Below are 25,377 nucleotides of genomic sequence, written 5' to 3'. Positions count from 1 at the left end.
AAATGGTATGAGCATCAAAGCTGAAGAAATTAGTAAGCTGATAAAGGAACAAATTGAAAACTTTGATTCAGATATTGAAGTAAGTGATGTCGGAACAGTTATTGAAATTGGTGACGGTATCGCACGTGCTCACGGTCTTGACAACGTTATGGCTGGAGAGCTTGTTGAATTTTCCAATGGTGTAATGGGTATGGCACAGAACCTGGAAGAGAGTAACGTTGGTATCGTTATTCTTGGCCCATATACAGACATTAAAGAAGGCGATGAAGTTCGTCGTACAGGACGTATTATGCAAGTACCAGTTGGTGAGGAATTGCTAGGACGTGTTGTTAACCCACTTGGACAGCCAATCGATGGGAAAGGGCCAATTGAAACATCGAAAACACGCCCAATTGAAGGACCTGCTCCAGGCGTAATGGATCGTAAATCCGTTGATGAGCCATTGCAAACAGGTATTAAAGCAATTGACGCACTTGTACCAATTGGACGTGGACAGCGTGAGCTAATCATTGGTGACCGTCAAACTGGTAAAACAACTGTAGCAGTAGATGCTATTTTGAACCAGGCAGATCAGGATATGATTTGTATCTATGTAGCTATTGGGCAAAAAGAATCAACAGTACGAGGTACAGTTGAAACACTACGCCGTTATGGTGCATTAGATTATACCATTGTTGTATCTGCTGGTGCATCTGATCCAGCTCCATTATTATATCTTGCTCCATATGCTGGGGTATCCATGGGTGAAGAATTCATGTATAACGGCAAACATGTATTGGTTGTTTACGATGACCTTTCTAAACAGGCTGCTGCTTATCGTGAACTTTCCCTATTGTTACGTCGTCCACCAGGCCGTGAAGCATTCCCAGGGGATGTCTTCTACTTACATTCACGTCTATTGGAACGTGCTGCAAAATTAAATGATGATTTAGGTGGCGGTTCATTAACTGCATTACCATTCGTTGAGACACAGGCTGGCGATATCTCAGCATATATCCCGACAAACGTTATCTCAATTACAGATGGACAGATCTTCTTGCAATCCGATCTATTCTTCTCTGGGGTACGTCCGGCGATAAATGCAGGTCTATCTGTTTCCCGTGTAGGGGGATCTGCTCAGATCAAAGCAATGAAGAAAGTTGCAGGTACGTTAAGACTTGACCTTGCTTCATTCCGTGAGCTGGAAGCATTCTCTCAATTCGGCTCTGATTTGGATAAAGCAACAAAAGCAAAACTTGATCGAGGAGCCCGCACAGTTGAGGTTCTAAAACAAGGATTGCATAAACCATTGGTTGTTGAAAAACAAGTAATGATCATCTACGCACTAACAAAAGGATTCCTTGATGATATTGCTGTAGAAGACATTACTCGTTTTGAAGCAGAATTCCATGTATGGTTAGATTCAAATCGCGCTGAATTACTAGCGTCTATCCGTGACACTGGAAAACTTCCAGAAACAGAAGATATGAACGAAGCAGTAGAATCATTCAAGAAAACATTCTTGCCTACAGAATAATAGGAATATAATCTGTATCGTTAGAATCTATACATTCTGGTGATACAGATTCATGATACTAAAAACGAGACGCAACCTTTTAATGAAAGGGTGGTGAAAAAGCTTGGCATCACTAAGAGATATTAAGGGTCGAATTGATTCGACCAAAAAAACAAAACAAATTACAAAGGCGATGGAACTGGTTTCCGCCTCTAAGATGAGTAAAGCAGAACAAAATGCGAAGGCATTTGTTCCATATAGTGAGAAAATCCAAGAGGTTGTAGCAAGTATTGCTACAAGCAATATGGATGCAAGTCACCCAATGCTCAGTAAGCGTGAAGTAAAAAAGACTGGTTATCTTGTAATTACTTCTGATAGAGGACTAGCAGGTGCCTATAACAGTAGTGTACTGAAACGCCTTCATCAGACAGTACAGGAAAACCATCAGTCCGCAGATGAATATACAGTTATCGCAATCGGGCGGATGGGTTATGAATTCTGTAGAAAACAAGGGATGCCTGTAGCTAAGAGTATTATTGGTGTGCCTGATCAGCCTAATTTCTCAGAAATTAAGGAATTGGCGTCTGAAACAGTACAAATGTATATTGATGAAGAGATTGATGAGCTAGTCATTTTCTATAATCACTATGTTAGTGCTATTTCCCAGGAAGTAACAACAACGCAACTACTTCCTATTACGAATATTCCTCATAATGGATCAAGCAGCCAATATGAGTACGAACCAAGTCAAGAACAAATCTTGGAAGTTCTTTTACCACAATATGCAGAAAGTCTTATTTATGGAGCATTACTAGATGGTAAGGCAAGTGAACATGCTGCTCGTATGACAGCAATGAAGAGTGCTACGGATAACGCAGATGATCTCATCGGAGATTTAACTTTGTCTTATAACCGTGCACGCCAAGCAGCTATCACGCAGGAAATCACTGAAATTATCGGTGGAGTAGCTGCATTAGAATAGCTCGATAGTAAGTTAGGAGGGAAATCGATGAGCAAAGGACACGTTACACAAGTTATGGGACCAGTCGTAGATGTTAAATTTGACGACGGCCAGATCCCAGCTATATATAACGCTTTGAACATCATTGTTGAACCCGAAGATGGTTCCGAAGCAACTACCCAAACATTGGAAGTCGCTCTACATCTTGGTGATAATAATGTTCGTACTATCGCAATGGGTTCCACAGATGGTGTTAAGCGTGGCATGATCGTAGAAAATCTCGGGAGACCAATATCTGTACCAGTAGGTGAGGTTACCTTAGGACGTGTATTTAACGTACTTGGGGAAAAAATTGATCTTGATGAACCTTTGGCGCCAGATACTCGTCTAGATCCGATTCACCGTGAAGCACCAAAATTTGAAAACCTGTCTACAGAAACAGAAATTCTTGAAACAGGAATTAAAGTTGTAGACCTTTTAGCACCATACATTAAAGGTGGTAAGATTGGTTTATTTGGTGGAGCCGGTGTAGGTAAAACCGTATTAATTCAGGAGTTAATCAATAACATTGCCCAGGAGCATGGTGGTCTGTCTGTATTCGCCGGTGTTGGGGAACGTACACGTGAAGGTAATGACCTTTACTATGAAATGAAAGACTCTGGTGTTATTACAAAAACTGCTATGGTCTTCGGACAAATGAACGAGCCACCTGGAGCGCGTATGCGTGTTGCATTAACTGGTCTTACAATGGCAGAATACTTCCGTGATGAGCAAGGTCAGGATGTACTATTCTTTGTTGATAATATTTATCGTTTTACACAAGCAGGTTCAGAAGTATCTGCACTACTTGGCCGTATGCCATCAGCAGTAGGTTATCAGCCAACATTAGCAACTGAAATGGGACAATTACAGGAGCGTATCACTTCAACTGATAAAGGTTCTGTAACGTCAATTCAGGCAATTTACGTGCCAGCGGATGACTATACCGATCCGGCACCAGCTACAACATTTGCTCACTTGGATGCGACAACCAACTTGGATCGTAAGCTTTCTGAGCAAGGTATTTATCCAGCGGTAGATCCACTAGCATCAACTTCTCGTGCGTTGGACCCGGAAGTTGTTGGTAATGAGCATTATGAAGTAGCACGTGAAGTACAGAGTACACTTCAGCGTTATAAAGAACTTCAGGATATCATTGCAATCCTAGGTATGGATGAGCTTAGTGATGAAGACAAGCAAATCGTAGCTCGTGCCCGTCGCGTACAGTTCTTCTTATCACAAAACTTCCACGTTGCAGAACAATTTACAGGACAAAAAGGTTCTTATGTTCCAGTAGCGGAAACTGTAAAAGGCTTCAAGGAAATTCTTGAAGGTAAATACGATGACCTTCCAGAGGATGCATTCCGTCTTGTAGGCCGTATTGAAGAAGTAGTTGAAAAAGCAAAAGGAATGGAATAATAGACATAAGGTAGAAGTCTGTCTAAATTAGAATGGTCGCATGTTTTACATAAATTCAGCGACCAGCTTCATGCCTGTCTTAGGAGGGGTTACATTGAAAACACTAACTGTGAGTGTTGTTACTCCTGATGGTCCAGTCTTGGAAGATAGTTTTGAAATGGTTAGCTGTAAAGCAGAAAGTGGAGAGCTTGGGATTTTACCAGGGCATATTCCACTAGTTGCTCCATTAACAATTAGTGCAGTACGTTTAAAGCACGAAAACCGTGTGGAGCATCTTGCTGTTAGTGGCGGTTTTATGGAGGTTCGGCCGGAAAAGGTAACAATTCTTGCTCAATCTGCAGAAAAACCATCTGATATCAACGTTCAACGTGCCAAAGAAGCAAAAGAACGTGCAGAACGCCGCCTACAGTCTAAGCAAGATGATGTCGACTTCCAAAGGGCAGAATTAGCACTCAAAAGAGCATTGAACCGCATTAATGTGGGCCAATAATACAAACAAAAAAGCTTCTGCATGATATGATGCAGAAGCTTTTTGCTGTTGCAGTAATTGTTGATTCTAATATATATGCTTAGGTTATTATCCATCGATTCGAAAATGGATAAGCTGCAATTTAACTTGGTAGGAGTTTAAATTTCCGTTTCGGAAAATACACTTCGCTTTCCGTGGGCAACACTTCAGCTTCCTCGGAAGAAAATCACTTCCTGCGGGATCTTCAGCAGTTGCTTTTCCCACAGGAGTCTTCGTGTTTTTCCTTCACTGGTAAAGTGGTTAGATAATAACCCGTTATTCATGGTTTAAAGCAGATACAAATTGATTGGAGCGGAAGGGGGTGACTCCTACCGGAATAGCATGAGCTGAAGACCCTGCACGGAGCGTAGCGGAGGAAGCGGCTGAAGCCATGCCGGTGGAAAGCGTCCCACTAAAGCGGAAATCAATGAGTTTATCCACTTCCTTAAACTGAGGTAATAAATAGAGGTATGGGAAAACCTGTTTTAGAAAGCAGTCGCAGGTAACGGTATATGATAAGAAATTTTCATTGACATGCTGTAAATAATTGTCGTTATTTCCCGGGAAATTATTCTCTATTTCTACAAAGACTCCGTGTTTTTCCATAAAAAGCGTTTTCACTATTATATAATTCATTGACTTTTATCATGTTAAATGGCAGAGTATCTAGTAGGTAATTTAACGAAGGTGGTTATTATGTTTTCAATTGGACAAATGGCATTATTCAGTATGATATCACATTTAATATTTATTTATTTATCATGGAAATTAATGCTCGCAATTAATTTCGATCCGATCATCCGTAAAGGGAAGGCAAAGGAAGCGCAGGTTTTTTTCCTGTTAATCGCTATCGTAATTGGAACAGGTGTGAGTAGATTTTTCCTTGATATTCTACAATGGTCAAGTGACCTGATTTATTTTTTCTAAAACATAACAATAGTAAACTAGTAAATGTCGAGATTTGCATTGTATACTAGAGAAACCCGCTGTCCATACTATAAATAGTATAGTATTACAGGGGGTTTTTTTATGTTTAAGAAAGTGGCACTTATTAGTATTCTATTATTTTTTATTACAACAGAAACAATAGCAAAACAAGGTTATGAGGATGAGTTAACTGATATCGCTAATACGGTGTTGGAAAATAATCTGACGATCACATCCTGGCAAACCACAATAAAACAAAAGATTGATAGAAAAAAGATAGATGATTTAATTCTGGATTTAAACAATAGGTATTTAGTCACTAGGAAAGAAACTGAAAAAAGTTTAAACTATTCTTTTGAGAGCACACATAAATCAAGTGAAATAAACGAACAATATAATGTTGTCATTCCTAAGGATAATATGTATTCTCTAGAGTTCATCGCAGTAATTAAAGGTACGAATTGGAGCCATGAGACTCAAGAAAAATACGTAAGAAAGCTAAAAAAAATATCAGATCGATATTTCAATCAAACGTCAAAAAAATTTGCTTGTCTGACAACTAGTAATGATGGTATAATTAAAGGTGATTATTTTTTAAAAGATTTGACAAAAAAACTCCATATTCAACATGTACATACACAATATGACAACATGGTAAATTCGGTGCATAAAAAAATCCTTTACGGGTATACACCACTATGGAGCGAAAAAATTGTAGTAAAAAATACACCGATGAATGTGCAAGTGGCAGTAAAACAGCATGAAGATGGAACACAGACATACATGATAGGAACACCTATCCTAATAAATGAATATTAATATTATGAAATTGGATCTGAAGGAGATTTGAAATATGGAAAAAATCATCGTAAGAGGCGGACACCAATTAAAGGGCACCGTAAAGGTCGAGGGTGCAAAGAATGCGGTCCTTCCTGTAATTGCTGCAAGCCTAATAGCAAGTGAAGGAAAGAGTGTCATCAAAGATGTTCCCGAATTGGCGGATGTATATACAATAAATCAAGTACTAAGCAATATGAATGCAGATGTCCATTTTGAAAATAATACAGTTACTGTTGATGCTTCCAATCAGCTAACAACGGAAGCTCCGTTTGAATATGTGAGAAAGATGCGAGCATCTGTATTGGTATTAGGACCTTTATTGGCACGCTATGGTCATGCGAATGTTGCTATGCCTGGTGGGTGTGCGATTGGTTCACGACCTATTGATCTGCATCTAAAAGGCTTTGAAGCAATGGGAGCAGAAGTACATGTTGGGAATGGTTTTGTAGAAGCACACGTGAAAGGGCGCCTCCAAGGTGCTAAAATCTATCTTGATATGCCTAGTGTCGGTGCTACGGAAAATATTATGATGGCAGCAGCGTTGGCAGAAGGTAAAACAGTTTTAGAAAACTGTGCAAAAGAACCTGAAATTGTAGATTTAGCAAACTATTTAAATAAAATGGGCGCTAAAATAGTTGGTGCAGGTACAGAGACGATTCGTATCGAAGGTGTGGAAAAGCTTTACGGTGTAGAGCATTCCATTATTCCAGATCGCGTTGAAGCAGGAACATTTATGGTTGCTGCAGCAATTACCGGTGGTAACATTTTAATTGAAAATGCAGAAAGTGAGCATTTACGCTCCGTTATTTCAAAGCTGGAAGAAATGAACGTAACAGTGAAGGAAGAGAATAACGGCCTTCGAGTTATTGGACCGAAGCAATTAAAAGCAACAGATATAAAGACTTTGCCACATCCAGGTTTTCCTACAGATATGCAATCACAAATGATGGCATTAATGCTATGTGCGCAAGGGACTAGTGTTATTACGGAAACAGTTTTTGAAAACAGATTTATGCATGTGGAAGAATTCCGTAGAATGAATGCAAAAATGAAGATTGAGGGTCGTAGTGTTATTATTGAAGGTCCAAGTAAGCTACAAGGAGCAGAGGTTGCAGCGACCGATCTTCGTGCAGCAGCAGCATTAATCCTAGCTGGTCTGTGTTCAGATGGGTATACACGAGTGACTGAATTAAAACACCTTGATCGCGGCTATGTGAATTTTGCAGGTAAATTGGCTGCACTAGGAGCAGATATCGAACGCGTTGATGAAAGTGGAGATGTAATTAATCCATTTGTAAAAGTAGATTATCAAAAACAAAACATTATTGCAGAGTTATCATAATAAAATTACCATATTTAATCCAAGAAGCAGGTGAGCATATCTATGTTCATCTGTTTTTTGTGTTGTCTAAAGAACCATAATATTTGGGGCTATGCAATGATTCGCGAAATATATAAACTGTGAACTAACTTTTGTTGTTTGTAAATGGCCGTTTCGGAAAATCCACTTCGCTTTCCGCGGGCAACGCTTCAGCTTCCTCGGAAGAACATCACTTCCTGCGGGATCTTCAGCCGTTGCTTTTCCCGCAGGAGTATTCGTGTTTTTCCTTCACTGGTAAAGTGGTTAAATAATAACCTGACATATAGATTAATGCAGATACATATTGATTGGAGCAGAAGGGGGTAATCTAAGAACGCCACGTCCTTTGGCAACGATTGCATGACCAACGTCCTCGAAAAAGAAACCCGCTTTTTCATCGTGCGATGATTCTCTTAGAAGCTTTCCTTGTCCTGTTGGCCCGCGACTCCTGCCTCGAATAGCATGAGCTGAAGACTAGTATTTTTATAGCTTACTAGCCAGTATTGGTTTATTTTTATTTTTTTATACCGATAATTCAAAAAATCTGTGAGCATTTTAGATGACCTTTCCATTTTAAAAATTGTCTTTTAATTTCAAAATATGTATGGTAAAATTGAAAGAAAATTACCAATAATTTTAATGGAAGGAAAAGGTGCTACTTCATGAAACTATACATCTCTGTGGATATGGAAGGAATCACTGGTTTACCTGACCATACATATGTAGACTTTCGACAGCATAATTATGAGCGGGCGAGAAAAATAATGACAGATGAAACGAATTATGTAATTAATGCAGCATGGAAAGCAGGCTGGAAAGATATTTTAGTGAATGATAGTCACTCAAAAATGAATAATATTTTAATAGACCACTTACATCCGGAAGCAAAATTAATAACCGGAGAAGTGAAACCGCTTTCGATGATGCAAGGTTTGGATAATACATATGATGGAGCAATGTTTGTGGGCTACCATGCTCGTGCAGGCCAAATTGGTGTCATGTCTCATGCCATGATCCACGCCGTGAGAAATTTTTACATAAATGATCATGTCGTTGGTGAAATGGGTTTTAATGCTTATGTCGCAGGCCATTATGGAGTGCCAATTCTTCTTGTTGCTGGAGACGACCAGGCAACGAAAGAGGCGGAGGAATTAATCCCAGGCGTTACTGTAGCTGCAGTGAAGGAGACAATTTCCAGATCGTCTGTAAAAAGCATGACACCAACGAAAGCCGGGGAGTTTTTGACAGAAAAGGTAAAGGTAGCGTTGGAAAACCGCAATCACGTAAAACCGTTAACACCTCCGGAAAATCCATTATTACGAATTGAATTTAATAATTATGGACAGGCAGAATGGGCAAATCTGATGCCTGGAACAGAAATCGAATCTGGCACTACTATTGTTCGTTTTCAGGCAAAAAATATACTGGAAGCATATCAAGCGATGCTTGTCATGACAGAGCTCGCGATGAATACTACATTTTCTTAGGAGGGGTTACCAATGCTGAAATATATACTGAAGCGATTATTAATTATGGCTGTAACCCTATGGATCATTGTTACCTTAACATTTGTTTTAATGGTGTCCATTCCGGGTTCACCCTTAAATGAAGAGCGTGGAACGAATGAAACCGTGCAGAAAAACCTGGAGGCACACTATAACCTGGATGAGCCATACCATATTCAATATTTACTCTACTTAAAATCCATTGTGACACTGGACTTTGGGCCTTCTATTAAACAACCAAACCAAACGGTAAATGATTTACTTGGAAGAGGGTTCCCAATTTCATTTGAACTTGGGATTGTCACCATATTAGTAGCAGTTTTTTCTGGAATCATTCTTGGTATAATTGCCGCTTTGAAACATAACGGTGTTATTGATTATATGGCAATGAGCATCGCCGTTCTGGGAATTTCCATACCAAACTTTGTTCTTGCTACATTACTCATTCAGCAGCTGGCTGTAACCTATGAGATTTTCCCTGTTGCAACATGGTCCAGTCCTGCACATATGGTGCTTCCTATTATAGCACTTGCGACTGGGCCAATGGCGATTATTGCAAGGCTAACAAGGTCTACCATGCTAGAAGTCCTTACACAGGATTATATTAAGATGGCAAGAGCGAAGGGGCTTTCCCCATGGAAAATTGTGTTTAAGCATGCACTTAAGAATGCGCTTATGCCTGTTGTTACGATCATGGGTACGTTACTTGCAGGTATCTTAACAGGCACGTTTGTTATCGAAAAGATCTTCGCAATCCCCGGTATGGGAAAATATTTTGTTGAAAGTATTAACCAGCGTGATTATCCAGTCATCATGGGGACAACTGTATTTTACAGTGCTTTTCTCATATTTATGCTTTTCCTTGTCGATATCGCATATGGCATTCTGGATCCTCGAATTAAGATACATAAAAAAGGAGGAGAATCCTAATGAAACTAGCAAACAAAGTAGAAACAACGCATTCTCCTGCTGAAATACCAAATGACTGGTTTACATGGAAAGAAAAAGATAAAGATGCCGCAGAGGTGGTTTCACGGCCTTCGTTGTCTTATTGGCAGGATGCCTGGAAGCGACTTGTGAAAAATAAATTGGCGATGGCTGGACTTGTTTTTCTTGTCTTATTAACTGTTATGGCTATTTTGGGCCCGATCATCTCACCATATACGGTAGATAAAACTAATTTACCAAATCAATTCCAGCCTCCATCCGGAGATCACTGGTTTGGAACAGACTCCTTGGGACGGGACGTATTTACAAGAACTTGGTTTGGTGCCCGAATATCCTTATTTGTTGGACTGATGGCAGCATTAATTGATTTTACTATTGGAATTATTTATGGAGGTATCTCCGGCTATAAGGGCGGACGTGCTGACAATATTATGATGCGTATTATTGAAATTTTATACGGATTACCATACTTGCTTGTAGTCATTTTATTACTGGTTGTTCTTGGCCCAAGTTTAGGAACGATTATCCTTGCTTTAACAGTTACCGGCTGGGTAGGGATGGCCCGGATTGTTCGTGGCCAGGTACTTCAGATCAAAAATTATGAGTTTGTCCTGGCTTCGAAATCATTTGGCACCAAGACATCACGAATCATTAGAAAAAATTTAATACCAAATACAATGGGACCAATCATTGTGCAAATGACGTTAACGGTTCCCAGCGCTATTTTTGCTGAGGCGTTCCTGAGCTTTCTGGGACTTGGAATTCAATCTCCACATGCGAGTTGGGGCATGATGGCAAATGATGCTTTGGGAGCAATTCTTTCCGGACATTGGTGGACATTATTCTTCCCTGCATTTTTCATATCGTTTACGATGTTTGCATTTAATGTATTAGGTGACGGGCTTCAGGATGCACTTGATCCGAAGCTGAGGAAGTAGGTGACATAGATGGAAAAAATACTAGATGTAAAAGACCTTCACGTAACCTTTACTACATACGGTGGTACGGTAAAAGCTGTGCGGGGAGTTAACTTTCACTTGAATAAAGGAGAAACATTAGCAATTGTAGGAGAGTCCGGATGTGGTAAAAGCGTTACCTCCAATGCGATTATGCGATTAATACCTGATCCGCCCGGCAAGATCTCCAATGGTACCATTCATTTTCATGGAAAAGATCTTGTCCGATTGTCTGAAAAACAGATGAGGGATATTCGGGGTGTTGATATCTCCATGATATTCCAGGATCCAATGACTGCGTTGAACCCGACATTGACAATTGGAACCCAATTAATGGAGGGGTTAAGGCAGCATAAAAAAATATCTGGTGAAGAAGCCAAACAAAAAGCTTTGGAAATGATGAAGCTTGTAGGTATTCCTAATCCGGAAGAGCGCTTAAAGCAATATCCACACCAATTCAGTGGAGGAATGCGGCAACGGATCGTGATCGCAATGGCGTTAATTTGTGATCCTGAATTGCTGATCGCGGATGAACCTACAACTGCACTGGACGTGACGATACAGGCACAGATATTAGAGCTGTTTAACAAAATTCAAGAAGCTACAGGTGTTTCAATCATACTAATTACACATGACTTGGGAGTAGTGGCGAAAATTGCTGACCGGATCGCTGTTATGTATGCAGGGAAGATTCTCGAGGTTGGTACAAAACGCGAGGTATTCTACCAGGCACAGCATCCCTATACGAAGGGATTACTAAAATCGGTGCCCCGTCTGGATTTGCAAGGGGAAAAATTAACACCGATTGATGGCACACCACCAGATTTATTCTCACCTCCAGTTGGATGTCCTTTTACTGCAAGATGTCCATATGCCATGGAGGTGTGTGATAAAGTTTATCCCGGCACAACAGAGCTAAGCGAGGCACATAAAGTGGATTGCTGGCTTCAAGATGAGCGGGCTAAACAACTTTTGGCTACAACAGCCAATAAATAAAATTAAAGGGGGAAAAGGTATGAGAAAGTGGCTAGTAATTTTGATGGCAATACTTACGGTTCTTATGCTCGCAGCATGTACTGCAAATAAGGATGCCGGTGAGGAAAAGCCAAAAGAGGATGGCAAGAATGCCGAAGCAACAGAAGAGAAAAGTGACGATGGAAAAGTATTATATATGAATAATGGGAGTGAACCTACTTCACTTAACCCTCCATCAGGATTTGATTCCGTATCATGGAATGTGTTGAATAACTTGATGGAAGGTTTAACAAGATTGGGTGAAGATGATCAACCACAGGAAGCAATTGCGGAATCATGGGATATTTCTGAAGATCAAAAGACATATACCTTCAACATCCGTGACAATGCCAACTGGTCCAATGGTGATCCGGTAACTGCAGAAGACTTTGTTTATGCATGGAAGCAGTTATTAAACCCTGAAACAGCTTCACCTGCAGCATTTCTTGGCTATTTTATTAAAGGCGGAGAAGCTTATAATAATGGCGAAGGGTCAGCAGATGATGTTGGCGTAAAAGCCGTTGATGAGAAAACATTTGAAGTAACATTGAATGCACCAACAGGCTTCTTCCTGCATGTTATTTCAAACCCTGCGTTTTTCCCAGTAAATGCAAAGGTTGCTGAAGAAAATCCGGAGTGGTATGCAGAAGCTGATTCCTTTGTTTCCAATGGGCCATTTAAATTGGAATCATGGGTACATGACAGTGAAATGATGATGGTTAAGAATGATCAATATTGGGATGCAGAAACAGTGAAATTGGATAAGGTCCATTGGGCTATGGTAAATGAAACAAATACGGAATACCAAATGTTTGAATCCGGAGACCTTGATATGACTTCTATTCCTTCTGACATGGCTGACCAGCTGATTGATGGAGAGAATGTGGTTATTGAGGATCAGGCTGGATTATATTTCTACCGTTTCAATGTAAATGAAGAACCATTCCAAAACGAAAAAATCCGTAAAGCATTTGCGTTAGCAATCAACCAACAGGATATTGTTGACTTTGTAACGAAAAATAAGGAAGAACCAGCTACAGGCTTTGTTTCCCCTGGGTTTAAAGACCCTTCTGGAAAGGACTTCCGTGAGGTTAATGGGGATTTGGTGAAATTTAATCCTGAAGAAGCTAAGAAGTTACTTGAAGAAGGCATGAAAGAGGAAGGGTATGATAAGTTACCTGAAGTAGTGCTTAGCTATAACACCAGTGAAGACCATAAAGCGATTGCAGAAACAATCCAAAGTATGTATAAGGATAATCTTGGTGTAGAGGTCTCCTTAGAGAATACAGAATGGAATGTGTTCCTTGAGGATCAAAAAGGTCTAAAGCACCAGTTATCTCGAAGCTCCTTCTTATTTGACTATGGTGATCCAGTTAACTTCCTGGAAAGCTTTATTACAGACTCAACGATGAACCGTACAGGTTGGTCGAACAAAGAATATGATGAGTTAATTGTTAATGCCAAGTCCGAAACAGATGAAGCAAAACGTTGGGAGTATATGGAAAAGGCAGAGCAATTGTTAGCAGAGGAAATGCCGATTTTCCCAATACACTATTACAACCAAGTATTCATCTATAGTGAGGATGTATCAGGCATTGTCCGTCACCCAGTAGGCTATGTAGAGCTTAAATGGGCAGATAAGCAATAATGGAGAACTATTTACAGAAGTAACTAGAAAACGAACATAATAGGGAATGGCTCATATACATATGTACATGAGCCCCCTTTTTCTTTTCTAATACATAGAACATAGCATTATGCTTGCTTAAAGGAGGTATGGAAGTGATTAAACCGGAGCGCTTGCAAAAAGGAGATACAATTGGAATTATTGCACCAGCAGGCCCACCTGATCAAGAAAAACTACAAAAAGCCATCCCTTTTTTGGAATCACTTGGCCTTAAAGTAAATGTAGGCAAACACATAAATGAAATTCATGGCTATCTTGCCGGCACAGATCAGCAGCGGTTGGAAGACTTCCACAATATGGTTGCGGATCCTACGATTAAAGCAATCATTTTTGCTCGTGGTGGTTATGGAACTGGGAGAATTGTATCATCCATTGATTACGAGTTAATCAGGAACAATCCAAAAATCATCTGGGGATATAGTGATATTACCTATTTACACACAGCCATACGCCAACAGACTGGTCTGGTCACTTTTCATGGACCAATGGTTGCTTCAGATATAGGAAAAGAAGAGTTTGATGATTTTTCTGCAGAGATGTTCATGCAATTGTTTGAACCTGCTACATATGTATATACAGAAAAAGTATCTCCTTTACATGTTATCTCTCCTGGTAACGGTACGGGTATGCTTGTAGGTGGAAATCTATCACTAATTGTCAGCACACTTGGTACCCCTTTTGAAATAGATACGAATGGCAAGCTACTTTTACTTGAAGATATAGGGGAAGAGCCATACCGTGTGGACAGTATGCTTAACCAATTAAAGCTCGCTGGAAAATTGGAAAAGGCTGCAGGAGTCATTTTAGGTGATTTTGCAGATGCTGAGCCAACCTTGAAACACAGTTTAACTCTGGAAAAGGTATTTTCAGATTATCTTTCCAACCTAAACTGTCCTGTCCTCTCCGGTTTTAAAATTGGCCACTGTTTGCCACACTTTGCTGTACCTCTGGGCGTCGAAGCAGAATTATCTGCAGATACAAAAACCTTAACGATTCAGGCTGGTGTGAAATAGAACAACAAAGGAGGAGCCATCTTGCAAATTCAGAACATAGAAACATTCCGAACAGCTATCCCTCTACATACCCCTTTTAAAACTGCATTACGCACGGTCACAGTTGCTGAGTCCATTATTGTCAGAATTACCTGTGAAGGTGGAGTAACAGGGTGGGGGGAAGCGCCTCCGACCCATGTTATTACGGGTGATAGCATGGCAAGTATCGAATTTGCCATAAACAATGTATTTAAGCCACTGCTATTAGGAATGGATGTAAATGAACGTGAACAGATTTTTGAAAAATTACATGGAAGTATGGTAGGGAATTCAAGTGCGAAAGCAGCGGTAGATATTGCTCTTTATGATTGTATTGCTAACGCTGCAAATATCCCTCTTGTCTCATTTTTAGGAGGGTATACGAAAGAAATTGAAACAGATTATACCGTTAGTGTAAATGCTCCGGAGGAAATGGCCGCAGATGCACGTAAGTATATAGATAATGGGTTTAACGTATTAAAAATAAAAGTTGGCAAGGATCAAATTGAGCAAGATGTGAAGCGAATACAGGCCATACGTCAGGAAATTGGGAATGAAACGCTTATTCGTCTTGATGCAAACCAAGGATGGAAGGTGAAAGAGGCGGTGAAAGCTATCCGACAGATGGAAAGCCTTGGTTTGGACATTGAACTGATTGAACAACCGGTAAAAGCACATGACATAGAAGGGTTAAAATATGTAACTGACAATACAGAGACACCGATTATGGCAGATGAAAGCGTGTTTTCCCCAATGGATGCAAAGCGAATATTGGAAAATCAGGCAGCAGACCTTATTAATATTAAGCTAATGAAAGCTGGAGGCATCCATCAGGCAGTGAAAATTGCCACACTTGCTGAAGTCTATGGAGTAGAATGCATGGTTGGCAGTATGATAGAAACAAAGCTTGGCATCACAGCAGCTGCTCACTTTGCAGCAAGCCAACCGAATGTTACAAGATTTGATTTCGATGCCCCCCTCATGCTTACAGATGATCTTATCCAAGGTGGAGTTACATATGAAGGAAAGGTGATCCGTTTAGGTACAGCTCCTGGATTAGGGATTAACAAAATTAACGAACAATATATTGTAAACTAGTAATTAGAGAGCGTACCACAAGTGCATATGAGAGAGCCCGCGCTCCATATGAGAGAGCCCGCGCTCCATATGAGAGAGCCCGCGCCCCATATGAGAGAGCCCGTACCCCATATGAGAAAGAATCACAAAATATGAGAGAACCAGCGCCTCATATGAGAGAACATCACAAAATATGAGAGAGCACCAACCCCAAACGAGAGAAACCCTAATATAGGAAAGGAGTTCTTACTATGATAAAGCAGCAAACTGACTTATTCCCTGATGAAATGTGGGTTACAAATGTTCAAGTAGCTACGGTATGGACATCACCCGAATCAGCAAGGGCCGTTGATACAGCCGGCTTATCTAATCCCACCAATATAGATACGTGGATTGCAAATCTCACTCATGAAGCAAAACTGGCACTTTGTGATGAGAATCGTGTGCAATCCCAGCTTTTATATGGGGAGCCAGTACTTATTGATGAAATAAAAGAAGAGTGGGCGAAAGTAGTTATTCCCTCCCAGCCTTCTAAAAAGGATGAACGTGGCTATCCGGGCTGGGTCCCCCTAAAACAATTGGCACAAGTGAAAAAAGGTGAATGGAAAAGCGACCTTACTGTTGCCATTACCAGTGATAAGGCTTGGCTCACATCGGGTGAAGGTGAAAAGCTAATGAAATTGAGCTATATGACCCTCTTGCCTGTAGAAGAGATTCAGAAAGAGAAAGTAAAGGTAAAAACACCCCAAGGATTTGGTTACATTCATACATCATCTACAAAGGTATTTACAACTTCTTTAGGCAAAGAAAAAGGAACAGGCAAGGAAATTGTGGAAGCAGGAGAACCATTTTTAGAGTTAAGCTACTTTTGGGGAGGCATGAGTTCGTTTGGCTATGATTGCTCTGGTCTGGCTTATGCTGCCCATAAGGCAAATGGCTATCAAATACCAAGAGATGCGGGCGACCAGGCTGCTTCAGGTAAAAAGGTTGCTTTTGATGAGCTTCTGCCAGGCGATTTAATTTTCTTTGCCTATGAAGAGGGTAAGGGAAAACTACATCACGTAGGCATCTTCTATGGCAATGGGAAAATGCTGCATTCGCCACAAACTGGAAAAGGCATTGAAATTATCACCTTAGAAGGAACAAAATACGAAAAAGAGCTTTGTGCCGCATGCCGCTATTGGCATGAAAATGAGGAGTATTGATATGGAAGATAAAGTTTTGCAAGTGAATCAGCTGAAAAAGCATTTTGATATGGGAAAAGGAAAGGCTCTTAAGGCAGTTGATGGGGTTACCTTTTACGTGAAAAAAGGGGAAACATTTGGGCTTGTAGGAGAATCAGGGTGTGGGAAATCTACAATTGGTCGCACGATTCTCGGCCTGTATGATAAAACAGAAGGCGATGTTATTTACGACGGAAAGGATATTCATGCATTGTCTGAGAAAGATCGCTTTACCTTTTATCGAAAAATGCAAATGATTTTCCAAGATCCATATGCCTCTCTTAACCCTCGTTCCACTGTAAAAGAAGTTATTTCAGAACCAATGGAAGTGCATGGATTATACAAAAATAAAAAAGAACAGCTGGACCGTGTCTATCAATTATTGGAGGAGGTCGGCCTTAACCGGGATCATGCCAACAGATATCCGCATGAATTCAGTGGCGGGCAGCGGCAACGAATAGGAATAGCCCGCGCGCTCGCTCTCGATCCTGATTTTATCATTGCGGATGAACCGATCTCGGCGCTGGATGTATCTGTTCAAGCACAGGTAGTCAATCTTTTAAAAGAGCTTCAGACAGAAAAAGGTTTAACCTTTTTATTTATTGCTCATGACCTATCCATGGTGAAGCAGATCTCTGACCGAATAGGGGTTATGTACCTTGGCAATATGGTGGAATTAACTACAAGTGACCAACTCTATGATAATCCTTTACACCCTTATACAAAGGCTTTGTTATCAGCAATCCCAATTCCAGATCCGGATATTGAAGAAAGCAGAGAGCGGATTATTTTGGAAGGAGAACTGCCGAGTCCAATTGATCCTCCAAGTGGATGTGTTTTTCGTACACGCTGCCCAATGGCAATGGAAGTTTGCTCGGAAATCCGTCCAGCATGGCAAGAAGTAGAAAAGGACCATCATGTGGCATGTCATTTATATGATAATACACTTACAAAAGAGCAGACGAAAAAAATTGATCCACAACATGCTAAGGTTTTCTAAATCTTATGTTCTATTGAAATCCTCTTTTGTATACATTTAATAGTAGGGATACTAGACTAAATGAATGCAAAGGGGGATGACATTGAAAAAACCTAACACGTATTATTCAGCGAAGAACAAATCCATCGTAAAGAAAATAAAATCGAAGCAAAAAGCAACATACAAAGGAACACTTCCCAATAAAATTCCACCCTGGAAAAGAAAAACAGCTTTTCACAAACCCAAAACGGCAGCAACATGGAAGCTCCCTACCATTTTCCTGATATCCAGTTTATTTTTCATCATCCTAATTATCCCTACTCTCATTGTAATCCCATATGGGAAAGAGGATGGAAATGAAAGTAAGATGGTAGAAAAAGGAGAAACTGCCCAAGCTCCGCAAGAAGAAATAGAAGCATCACCATTTTCGGTAGCAGTTATGCGATCGACATCCGAAGAAGTAGAAAACGTGCCTTTAGAGACATATGTCTCCAGGGTGATTGCTTCAGAAATGCCTGCTGATTTTGAATTGGAGGCATTAAAAGCGCAAGCATTAGCGGCACGTACCTATATTGTTAATCATAAGCTTCACACAAATGAAAAGGATAAGAAAGAATCAGATGTAACGGATACCGTTCAGCATCAGGTTTATAAGGATGATAAGGAACTTAGACGTCTGTGGGGAAGCGATTATGAATGGAAAATAGATAAAATAAAGAAAGCAGTTCAGGCAACGAAGGGCGAGATACTAACCTACGATAGCCAGCCTATAACTCCAGCTTTTTTCTCTACAAGCAATGGCTTTACGGAAAACTCGGAGGACTATTGGGAAAATGAACTTCCTTACTTACGTAGTGTGGAGAGTCACTGGGATAAGTCATCGCCGAAGTTTTTAGATCAAAAAATATTTACACTAAACCAATTCGAAAATGCCATGAAAGTGGAATTAAATAAGAGTGGAGCCTTGGTCATGGAAGTAACCAGAACGAAAAGCAATCGCGTAGATGAACTGATGATTGATGGACATAAATTTTCAGGAAGAGCCGTTAGGGAAAAGTTGGAACTACGCTCAAGCGATTTTACTATTAAACAGAAAAATGATCACTTAATTTTCACTACGAAAGGATATGGCCATGGAATTGGGATGAGCCAATATGGTGCCAATGGGATGGCGAAAGAAGGTAAAACATATAAAGATATTGTGAATCATTATTATAAAGGTGTGGAAATAAGTACAGTCACAGACACAGCCCCAGCCCTTGTCGCTAAATAGACAGGGCTTTTTTTATTGCTCTGTTATATTTAGGGATTGTAAGTTGTTTCGCAAAATAGATAAACTGCGACGTAACTTGATAGTACTCTAAGCGGCCGTTGCGGAAAAAACACTTCGCTTTCCGTGGGCAACGCTTCAGCTTCCTTGGAAGAAAACCACTTCCTTGAAAAAGAAACCCACTTTTTCTGCGTGCGATGTTTCACTTAGAAGCTTTTCTGTTCCTGCGGGATCTTCAGCTGGGGGTGGGACTGCGTTTCCTCGTCCCATCGAAGACCATTTGCGATTACTCGCCCCATCAAAAAGCCCTGTAGCGGAAATCAATGGGTCCGTCCACTTCATTAAAATGAGATATACTTTAGTTCGCAGTTTCCTCCAACTCCACAGATAATTAAACCGTTGAAATCAATTCTGCAGGAGACAGAGAGAAGGCTGGATTTTATCTATATGAAGCTTATTATCTCCCAAAAAGGGCATCAATGGCACTTTCCCCATGTGGCAATCGCTTAATTTACCCCAAAAGAACGATAAAATACACTTTTTTCAAAAATTTTTTTCAAGAGATGTATAGATTTACCTTTTTCTGATCAGAATGGTTGTTGAGGTGATGATCTATGAATGAGGAAAACAAAGGAACTCCAAAAAATAAGTGGAGTAACATTTTTCGGAAAAAGTGGTTTTTCCCGGCACTTTATTTAACAATAGCAGCAGTACTATTGTCAGTGGTTGTATGGTATCAAAACTTGGATAATCAAATTCCAGATGCCCAGGACCAAATTGACAATCAGGAAGAAGGCTTTTCGCCAAATCCAAATGACGATGAGGCCCAACCTGTAATGGATCAACAAGAAGTAATAGAGATGCCTGTAACAAACCAAGATCAAGCAGAAATCGTAACTAAATTCTTCGATTACAACGCAGAACAAAAGGATCAGGAAAGTGCATTGGTCCTTTATAACAACAGGTATTATCAGAGCAAAGGGGTAGATATTGCTTCTGCTAATGACGAGACCTTTGATGTAGTAGCGGCACTAAGTGGTACCATTACTGAAGTGAAAGAGGATCCGTTACTAGGCAATGTCGTTGTGCTTTCTCATGATAATGAAGTAATGACCTACTATGCGAGTCTTGGAGATGTAAAGGTAAAAGCTGGTGAAAAGATCAAGCAAGGTGATCTTTTGGGGACTGCAGGAAAGAACTTATTCGGAAAAGACAGTGGAACACACGTTTATTTCGAACTTAGAAAAGACGGTAAAGAAGTGAACCCGGAAACGTATTTCAATCAGCCGGTGAGCAAGCTGGAGAACATTACTGAGGAAGTAGCTGAGGAAGAAAAAGCAGAAGATCAATCAGAACAAACCGAAGCTACCGAAACAGAGGACAGCAGCACAGAACCTGCGCAAGAGGAAGACACCCAAGAGAATGACGAAACAAATACGGACGCAGATAAGCAAGAAGAACAAGACAAGGAAGAAACGAATGATACTTCAGCAAGTGCATAAGTTGCTGGGATAGATCAACGTAGTTTAATAGAAACAATGTAATTTATATCATGCAGGATACTTGAAAAGTACTAATTTTGTATGACTCAGTACCTGCATCCCCCCTGACTAAATTTAATAAAGCCTGAAGAATTTCCCAACAATAAAGGGCATTCTTCGGGCTTTTTATATGAGAATGAAGTATAATAAAATCTAATAGTATGTTAATATTATGAGAAGTGCAATAATTGTTGAATTTTGTAACAATATAACAGGCAAATTAAAGTATCTGTCCAGATATGAAAGGAGCTTCCATATGTTCAATTCGAAGGTTGAGCTGGCGGGTATGGATCAGTTATCTTTGTCCCAATTAATGGGAGTGCTCTACCAGAAATATAAAGATGAGAAGATTACAAAAAAACGAATAAAAGAAATTTGTTTGCAAACAAATTCTCCGGAACTACAAAAAACAGGGATGGAATTCTTGTATATGAATGGTTTTTACACGGAACTGGAGACACTCATTTTAAAAAATCACCAATCCTCTTATACTTCAAACCGCAAATGGGCACTTGTATATCAGTACACACTTGAGAGAAGAAAAAAACAGACCCCACCACGTGAATTACTAGGCAGGCTAAATTTTATCAGAACAAAGGAACCCGAGTTAATCTGCTTAGTTGAGCTGCTACGCGTTACCTTACACTATGACCTCCAAGAGTATACAAAATTAGGTAACTTTTTGTATGTTCAGCCTCAGCTTTTCAATGAAGTAGAGGATAATGTGTTGCGCAATTTTTTCCATGTCAGACTCTATCAAATCTTGCTTACTTATTATACATTAAGAGATCAGGTGATTATGGCAAGAAAGTTCGGCTATCGTTTGCTGAACAAAACTACAAATGCAATGACCAAAATAGGCACACATATTAAGCTGGGCTTAACCTATACGTTTGATTCGTACACGCAAGGAATGTACCATTTCCACCAGGCATTGGAACTGGCAAAACAGCATCATATAGAAAAATATGATTATTTGATCCTGCAACGAAATATTCCTTTTCTTGCTGCTCACTGGAACCGGGTGGACAACATATACACAAAGGATAAGAGTGAACAGGCCCATATTGAAATTGCCAAAGGAAATAACCAGAATGCTATTGAGATACTTGAGGAACTCCCGTTAAATAGTCCTTTTCAACTGTATTATATGGGAAGGGCAAAGCAAGATAAACAACTTCTTCTAAAATCATATAGAGAATTTATTGAAAAAAGAAGTGACCACTTTTTCGGTAAATTACCACTTGCCGCTCTAAAGCAAATGAACAGTAAAGAGGAGATTTGATATCTCCTCTCTTTTCTCCTCATTAACTAGGTAATATTTCCTGCGTAAAAAGGTCCGGCTTTTTCAGATCATACATTCCAAGGAGGAATTTTAATGAAAAAGTTGAAGTTTTTTCTCTTAATAATCCTAATTTCGTTTTCTTTTACAATTACGACTGATCCAGGTACTGCTGCCGGTGATACCATTAAATCTGACCCTGATTTCGGTGATGTTGATTGATTCATTGCAGCTAAACCAGTACTATGCTCCATTTTAATTCAAAAGTACGAAAGATGAATAAATGATTTCTAAGAGAGAGCTGGACCTTTTTCATATATGTTTTCCCTCTTTATTTTGAAAATACTTCTTGTCCTTCAACGAATAATTAAAAATATAATCATAAACCTCTTCTTCTTGTAATAAAATGTTACAAACCAAGCAATCAGAAATGTCTGAGGTGAGAGCTTGTGTGGCACTTCTGAAATATATAAAAGACAGCATGCCTTTACTTAGTAATGACTGAAAATTGAATAAATTACTTAATGACATGTTTCTAGATCATTTGCTTAAACTTACATAATCAAATACTTAGTTCCTTGTATATGTAAATAAATATATGCCACTACATTTACACCTTGTCTCAAACCCGCACCTCGGAAATATCCAACTAGGGAGGCGAATGGTGTGCATGATTACATCAAAGAGAGAACTATCAGGATAGGGAAGTATGTTGTGGAGACGAGAAAAACTGTCCGGGTGATAGCAAAAGAATTTGGTGTTTCAAAAAGCACAGTACACAAAGATCTGTCAGAACGTTTACCGGAAATAAATCCAGAGCTGGCCAATCAGGTAAAAGAAGTATTGGAATACCACAAATCAATCCGTCATCTACGTGGCGGGGAAGCAACTAGAAAAAAATATAAATTCGAACCAGAAAACGAAACTGGAAATCATAATCAACCAAAACCGGTAGGATAATCTTTAACTAGCAGCTTGGGGAGGTGATTAATGGAAGAGGTGGACCTATATACTTAAAGGAAAATCCAGCAATAGGTAACTGTTGCTGGATTTTCTATGTACTGAGAGGGGCTGAGCCTGCTCTAGGGGAATAAGGGAGATTAATCGGATGGAGAGCGGTTCGGCTGGAGAATGGAATAATCTGTCGAAGGGCAGAGTAATCGGCAGGAGAGCGGGCTAATCCGCCGCAGGGAGAAACAATCGGCAGGAGAGCAAAATAATCCGCTGCAGAGTAAGCGAATCTTCCACAAGCTTATAAGTCATATTTCCTACATAAAAATTTCTTCAAATTGCAGTTAATTGTTGAAAATTGTGGTAAAATATTATATTAGTAGCATTGTGTTTAAAATGCGAGATAGTATTTTTATGCTAGGAGGATCTAGATTCATGTTTTCTAGGGATATTGGAATTGACCTTGGAACTGCCAATGTTTTAATTCATGTAAAAGGTAAAGGAATTGTATTAAATGAACCTTCTGTTGTTGCGATGGACCGGACTACCGGAAAAGTATTGGAAGTTGGGGAAGCAGCACGTAGAATGGTAGGTCGTACACCAGGAAACATTGAAGCGATTCGTCCATTAAAAGATGGAGTAATTGCTGATTTCGATGTTACGGAAGCAATGTTAAAACATTTTATAAATAAGATTAACGTTAAAGGATTTTTATCGAAACCGAGAATGCTTATATGCTGCCCGACAAATATTACAAAGGTGGAGCAGAAGGCAATTAAAGAAGCTGCTGAAAAGTCAGGCGGTAAAAAGGTTTATTTAGAGGAAGAACCGAAAGTGGCTGCAATTGGCGCAGGCATGGAAATATTCCAGCCAAGTGGGAACATGGTTGTTGATATTGGTGGAGGGACTACAGATGTAGCTGTACTTTCCATGGGAGATATTGTCACATCAGAATCCATTAAAATGGCGGGCGACAAATTTGATGTAGAAATTCTTCAATACATTAAAAAGAAATACAAGCTCTTAATTGGAGAGCGAACTGCCGAAGACATAAAAATTAATATTGCCACTGTATTTGAAGGATCTCGTACGGAGGAAATGGAAATTCGTGGACGCGACATGGTTTCAGGACTTCCTAAAACCATCACGGTATATTCTGCAGAGATTGAGGAAGCACTTCGTGAATCTGTATATCTTATTGTGCAAGCAGCAAGAACTGTATTGGAACGCACACCACCTGAGTTATCCGCAGATATCATCGATCGTGGTGTCATTCTTACGGGCGGAGGAGCTTTAATCCATGGTATTGATCAATTGCTTGCCGAAGAATTAAAAGTTCCTGTGTTTATGGCAGAAGAGCCAATGAATTGTGTAGCGAAAGGCACAGGCATGATGCTAGATAATATTGATAAAATCGAACGCCGAAAAATTGTTTAATACACTTGGACCGGGTAAATAGTTTCATTTTCCTTCTATTACCCTAACTGTTCATAAATTAAACATATATATAGAAATAATTTTATTGAAGGAGGAGCCGTCTTGTTAAGAGGTTTTTACACAGCTGCCAGTGGGATGATTGCCCAGCAGCGACACCAGGAAGCTTTGTCAAACAATATAGCAAACGCCAATACACCAGGTTATAAAGCAGATCAAACAGCACTAAAATCGTTCCCTGAGCTACTTATTCAACAAGTGGGTGAAATGGAGATCCCTACAAAAAATGGCCGCAAACTTCCAGTACAGAAATCCATTGGTTCACTGAATACTGGGGTTTATGTTCAAGAAACCATTCCCAATTATGTTCAGGGTGATTTACGTGAAACAGGTGTGTCTACGGACCTTGCTCTTGTGAGCGGTGCACTTCCTGATGAGACTGGTAATTTATTTTTTACAGTGCAAAATGAGGCAGGGGAAGAGCGTTACACACGTAATGGTAATTTTACAGTAGACGGGCAAGGCTATCTTGTAACAAAGCAGGGTTATTATGTGTTGAATCAACAAGGTGATCCAATCCAGACAAATGGAATGGAATTCACGGTGACTCAAGACGGTTTTCTTCAGACAGAAGGACAGACTACTCCTTTAGGTATAGCTTATACAGAAAATGCAAATGCATTTGTAAAAGAGGGTAATGGTCTGTATCAAGGTCAGGCAGACGCTGTACCAGCCGGAACTTCATTTAAAGTAGAGCAAGGTTTTCTGGAACGGTCGAATGTAGATTCACTGCAATCCATGACCCAAATGATGGAGGCATATCGTATGTTTGAGACAAACCAACGGGTATTAAAAGCATATGATGAAAGCATGGGAAAAGCAGTTAGTGAGATTGGCCGAATCGGATAAAAGCCGGATGAAGTAAAGGAG

The 25,377-nt window shown here is 39.9% G+C and carries 24 protein-coding genes; 23 read left to right on the top strand and 1 reads right to left on the bottom strand.

Annotated features, from left to right (window positions below; all coding sequences use genetic code 11):
* Positions 1 to 7: 7 nt before the first annotated feature.
* From atpA to X953_RS16450, 4 genes are all read left to right on the top strand, one after another.
* Positions 8 to 1,516 carry a F0F1 ATP synthase subunit alpha gene (atpA, locus tag X953_RS16465; protein WP_040956543.1) on the top strand — a complete coding sequence of 503 codons (1,509 nt, stop codon included), beginning with the start codon at positions 8 to 10 and terminating at the stop codon, positions 1,514 to 1,516.
* 103 nt (positions 1,517 to 1,619) lie between these two features.
* Complete coding sequence (gene atpG / locus X953_RS16460; RefSeq protein WP_040956542.1) at positions 1,620 to 2,477, top strand: ATP synthase F1 subunit gamma; 858 nt, start codon at positions 1,620 to 1,622, stop codon at positions 2,475 to 2,477.
* A 27-nt stretch (positions 2,478 to 2,504) separates the two neighbouring features.
* Positions 2,505 to 3,914, top strand: a complete 1,410-nt coding sequence (gene atpD, locus X953_RS16455) for a F0F1 ATP synthase subunit beta (protein ID WP_040956541.1) — start codon at positions 2,505 to 2,507, stop codon at positions 3,912 to 3,914.
* A 94-nt stretch (positions 3,915 to 4,008) separates the two neighbouring features.
* The gene (locus X953_RS16450; protein ID WP_019378201.1) at positions 4,009 to 4,404 is read left to right on the top strand and encodes a F0F1 ATP synthase subunit epsilon; all 396 of its coding nucleotides are present in this window, start codon (positions 4,009 to 4,011) and stop codon (positions 4,402 to 4,404) included.
* Positions 4,405 to 4,698: 294 nt separating this feature from the next.
* On the opposite strand, the gene X953_RS16445 is transcribed toward X953_RS16450, so the two are convergent.
* Positions 4,699 to 5,058 (bottom strand): hypothetical protein, encoded by a 360-nt coding sequence (locus X953_RS16445; protein WP_040956540.1) that lies wholly within the window; start codon positions 5,056 to 5,058, stop codon positions 4,699 to 4,701.
* Between the two features lie 60 nt (positions 5,059 to 5,118).
* On the opposite strand from X953_RS16445, the gene X953_RS16440 reads away from it, so the two are divergent.
* The 19 genes from X953_RS16440 to X953_RS16350 all read left to right on the top strand — a co-directional run bounded on the left by X953_RS16440 (position 5,119) and on the right by X953_RS16350 (position 25,356).
* Positions 5,119 to 5,349: a DUF1146 family protein gene (locus tag X953_RS16440; RefSeq protein ID WP_084715733.1), complete on the top strand. Its 231-nt coding sequence runs from the start codon at positions 5,119 to 5,121 to the stop codon at positions 5,347 to 5,349.
* A gap of 102 nt (positions 5,350 to 5,451) precedes the next feature.
* On the top strand, positions 5,452 to 6,168 hold the full coding sequence (locus tag X953_RS16435) for a YwmB family TATA-box binding protein (RefSeq protein WP_040956539.1): 717 nt from the start codon (positions 5,452 to 5,454) through the stop codon (positions 6,166 to 6,168).
* 34 nt (positions 6,169 to 6,202) lie between these two features.
* A complete protein-coding gene (murA, locus tag X953_RS16430) occupies positions 6,203 to 7,531 on the top strand; it encodes a UDP-N-acetylglucosamine 1-carboxyvinyltransferase (RefSeq protein WP_040956538.1) in 1,329 nt (442 codons plus the stop codon).
* A gap of 680 nt (positions 7,532 to 8,211) precedes the next feature.
* The gene (locus X953_RS16425; RefSeq protein ID WP_040956537.1) at positions 8,212 to 9,036 is read left to right on the top strand and encodes a M55 family metallopeptidase; all 825 of its coding nucleotides are present in this window, start codon (positions 8,212 to 8,214) and stop codon (positions 9,034 to 9,036) included.
* Positions 9,037 to 9,048: 12 nt separating this feature from the next.
* Positions 9,049 to 9,984 (top strand): ABC transporter permease, encoded by a 936-nt coding sequence (locus X953_RS16420; RefSeq protein WP_040956536.1) that lies wholly within the window; start codon positions 9,049 to 9,051, stop codon positions 9,982 to 9,984.
* Positions 9,984 to 10,940: an ABC transporter permease gene (locus X953_RS16415; protein WP_040956535.1), complete on the top strand. Its 957-nt coding sequence runs from the start codon at positions 9,984 to 9,986 to the stop codon at positions 10,938 to 10,940. The genes X953_RS16420 and X953_RS16415 overlap by 1 nt, the downstream gene beginning before the upstream one ends.
* Before the next feature lie 9 nt (positions 10,941 to 10,949).
* On the top strand, positions 10,950 to 11,954 hold the full coding sequence (locus tag X953_RS16410; protein WP_040956534.1) for an ABC transporter ATP-binding protein: 1,005 nt from the start codon (positions 10,950 to 10,952) through the stop codon (positions 11,952 to 11,954).
* Between the two features lie 19 nt (positions 11,955 to 11,973).
* Positions 11,974 to 13,620, top strand: coding sequence for a peptide ABC transporter substrate-binding protein (locus tag X953_RS16405; RefSeq protein ID WP_040956533.1), 1,647 nt, complete (start codon positions 11,974 to 11,976; stop codon positions 13,618 to 13,620).
* A 134-nt stretch (positions 13,621 to 13,754) separates the two neighbouring features.
* Entirely contained in the window at positions 13,755 to 14,672 is a 918-nt protein-coding gene (locus tag X953_RS16400; RefSeq protein ID WP_198023289.1) for an LD-carboxypeptidase, read from the top strand.
* Positions 14,673 to 14,693: 21 nt separating this feature from the next.
* On the top strand, positions 14,694 to 15,788 hold the full coding sequence (locus X953_RS16395) for a dipeptide epimerase (protein ID WP_040956531.1): 1,095 nt from the start codon (positions 14,694 to 14,696) through the stop codon (positions 15,786 to 15,788).
* 230 nt (positions 15,789 to 16,018) lie between these two features.
* Positions 16,019 to 16,972, top strand: coding sequence for a C40 family peptidase (locus X953_RS16390; protein WP_052350188.1), 954 nt, complete (start codon positions 16,019 to 16,021; stop codon positions 16,970 to 16,972).
* A 1-nt stretch (position 16,973) separates the two neighbouring features.
* Positions 16,974 to 17,990 (top strand): ABC transporter ATP-binding protein, encoded by a 1,017-nt coding sequence (locus X953_RS16385; protein ID WP_040956530.1) that lies wholly within the window; start codon positions 16,974 to 16,976, stop codon positions 17,988 to 17,990.
* Between the two features lie 82 nt (positions 17,991 to 18,072).
* Complete coding sequence (gene spoIID / locus X953_RS16380) at positions 18,073 to 19,242, top strand: stage II sporulation protein D (protein ID WP_040956529.1); 1,170 nt, start codon at positions 18,073 to 18,075, stop codon at positions 19,240 to 19,242.
* A 611-nt stretch (positions 19,243 to 19,853) separates the two neighbouring features.
* On the top strand, positions 19,854 to 20,741 hold the full coding sequence (locus X953_RS16370; protein ID WP_040956527.1) for a M23 family metallopeptidase: 888 nt from the start codon (positions 19,854 to 19,856) through the stop codon (positions 20,739 to 20,741).
* 295 nt (positions 20,742 to 21,036) lie between these two features.
* Positions 21,037 to 22,065, top strand: coding sequence for an AimR family lysis-lysogeny pheromone receptor (locus X953_RS16365; RefSeq protein ID WP_052350186.1), 1,029 nt, complete (start codon positions 21,037 to 21,039; stop codon positions 22,063 to 22,065).
* Between the two features lie 93 nt (positions 22,066 to 22,158).
* Entirely contained in the window at positions 22,159 to 22,284 is a 126-nt protein-coding gene (locus X953_RS20405; RefSeq protein WP_255350990.1) for a hypothetical protein, read from the top strand.
* Positions 22,285 to 22,728: 444 nt separating this feature from the next.
* Complete coding sequence (gene spoIIID / locus X953_RS16360) at positions 22,729 to 23,022, top strand: sporulation transcriptional regulator SpoIIID (protein ID WP_040956526.1); 294 nt, start codon at positions 22,729 to 22,731, stop codon at positions 23,020 to 23,022.
* Between the two features lie 426 nt (positions 23,023 to 23,448).
* Positions 23,449 to 24,450, top strand: coding sequence for a rod shape-determining protein (locus X953_RS16355; protein ID WP_040956525.1), 1,002 nt, complete (start codon positions 23,449 to 23,451; stop codon positions 24,448 to 24,450).
* 102 nt (positions 24,451 to 24,552) lie between these two features.
* Entirely contained in the window at positions 24,553 to 25,356 is an 804-nt protein-coding gene (locus tag X953_RS16350) for a flagellar hook-basal body protein (protein ID WP_040956524.1), read from the top strand.
* Positions 25,357 to 25,377 lie beyond the last annotated feature (21 nt).

This window comes from Virgibacillus sp. SK37 (assembly GCF_000725285.1).
Taxonomy (GTDB): Bacteria; Bacillota; Bacilli; order Bacillales; family Amphibacillaceae; genus Virgibacillus_Q.
The sequence above is the reverse complement of the archived record's forward strand: the minus strand, read 5'-3'. Positions and strand labels throughout refer to the sequence as shown.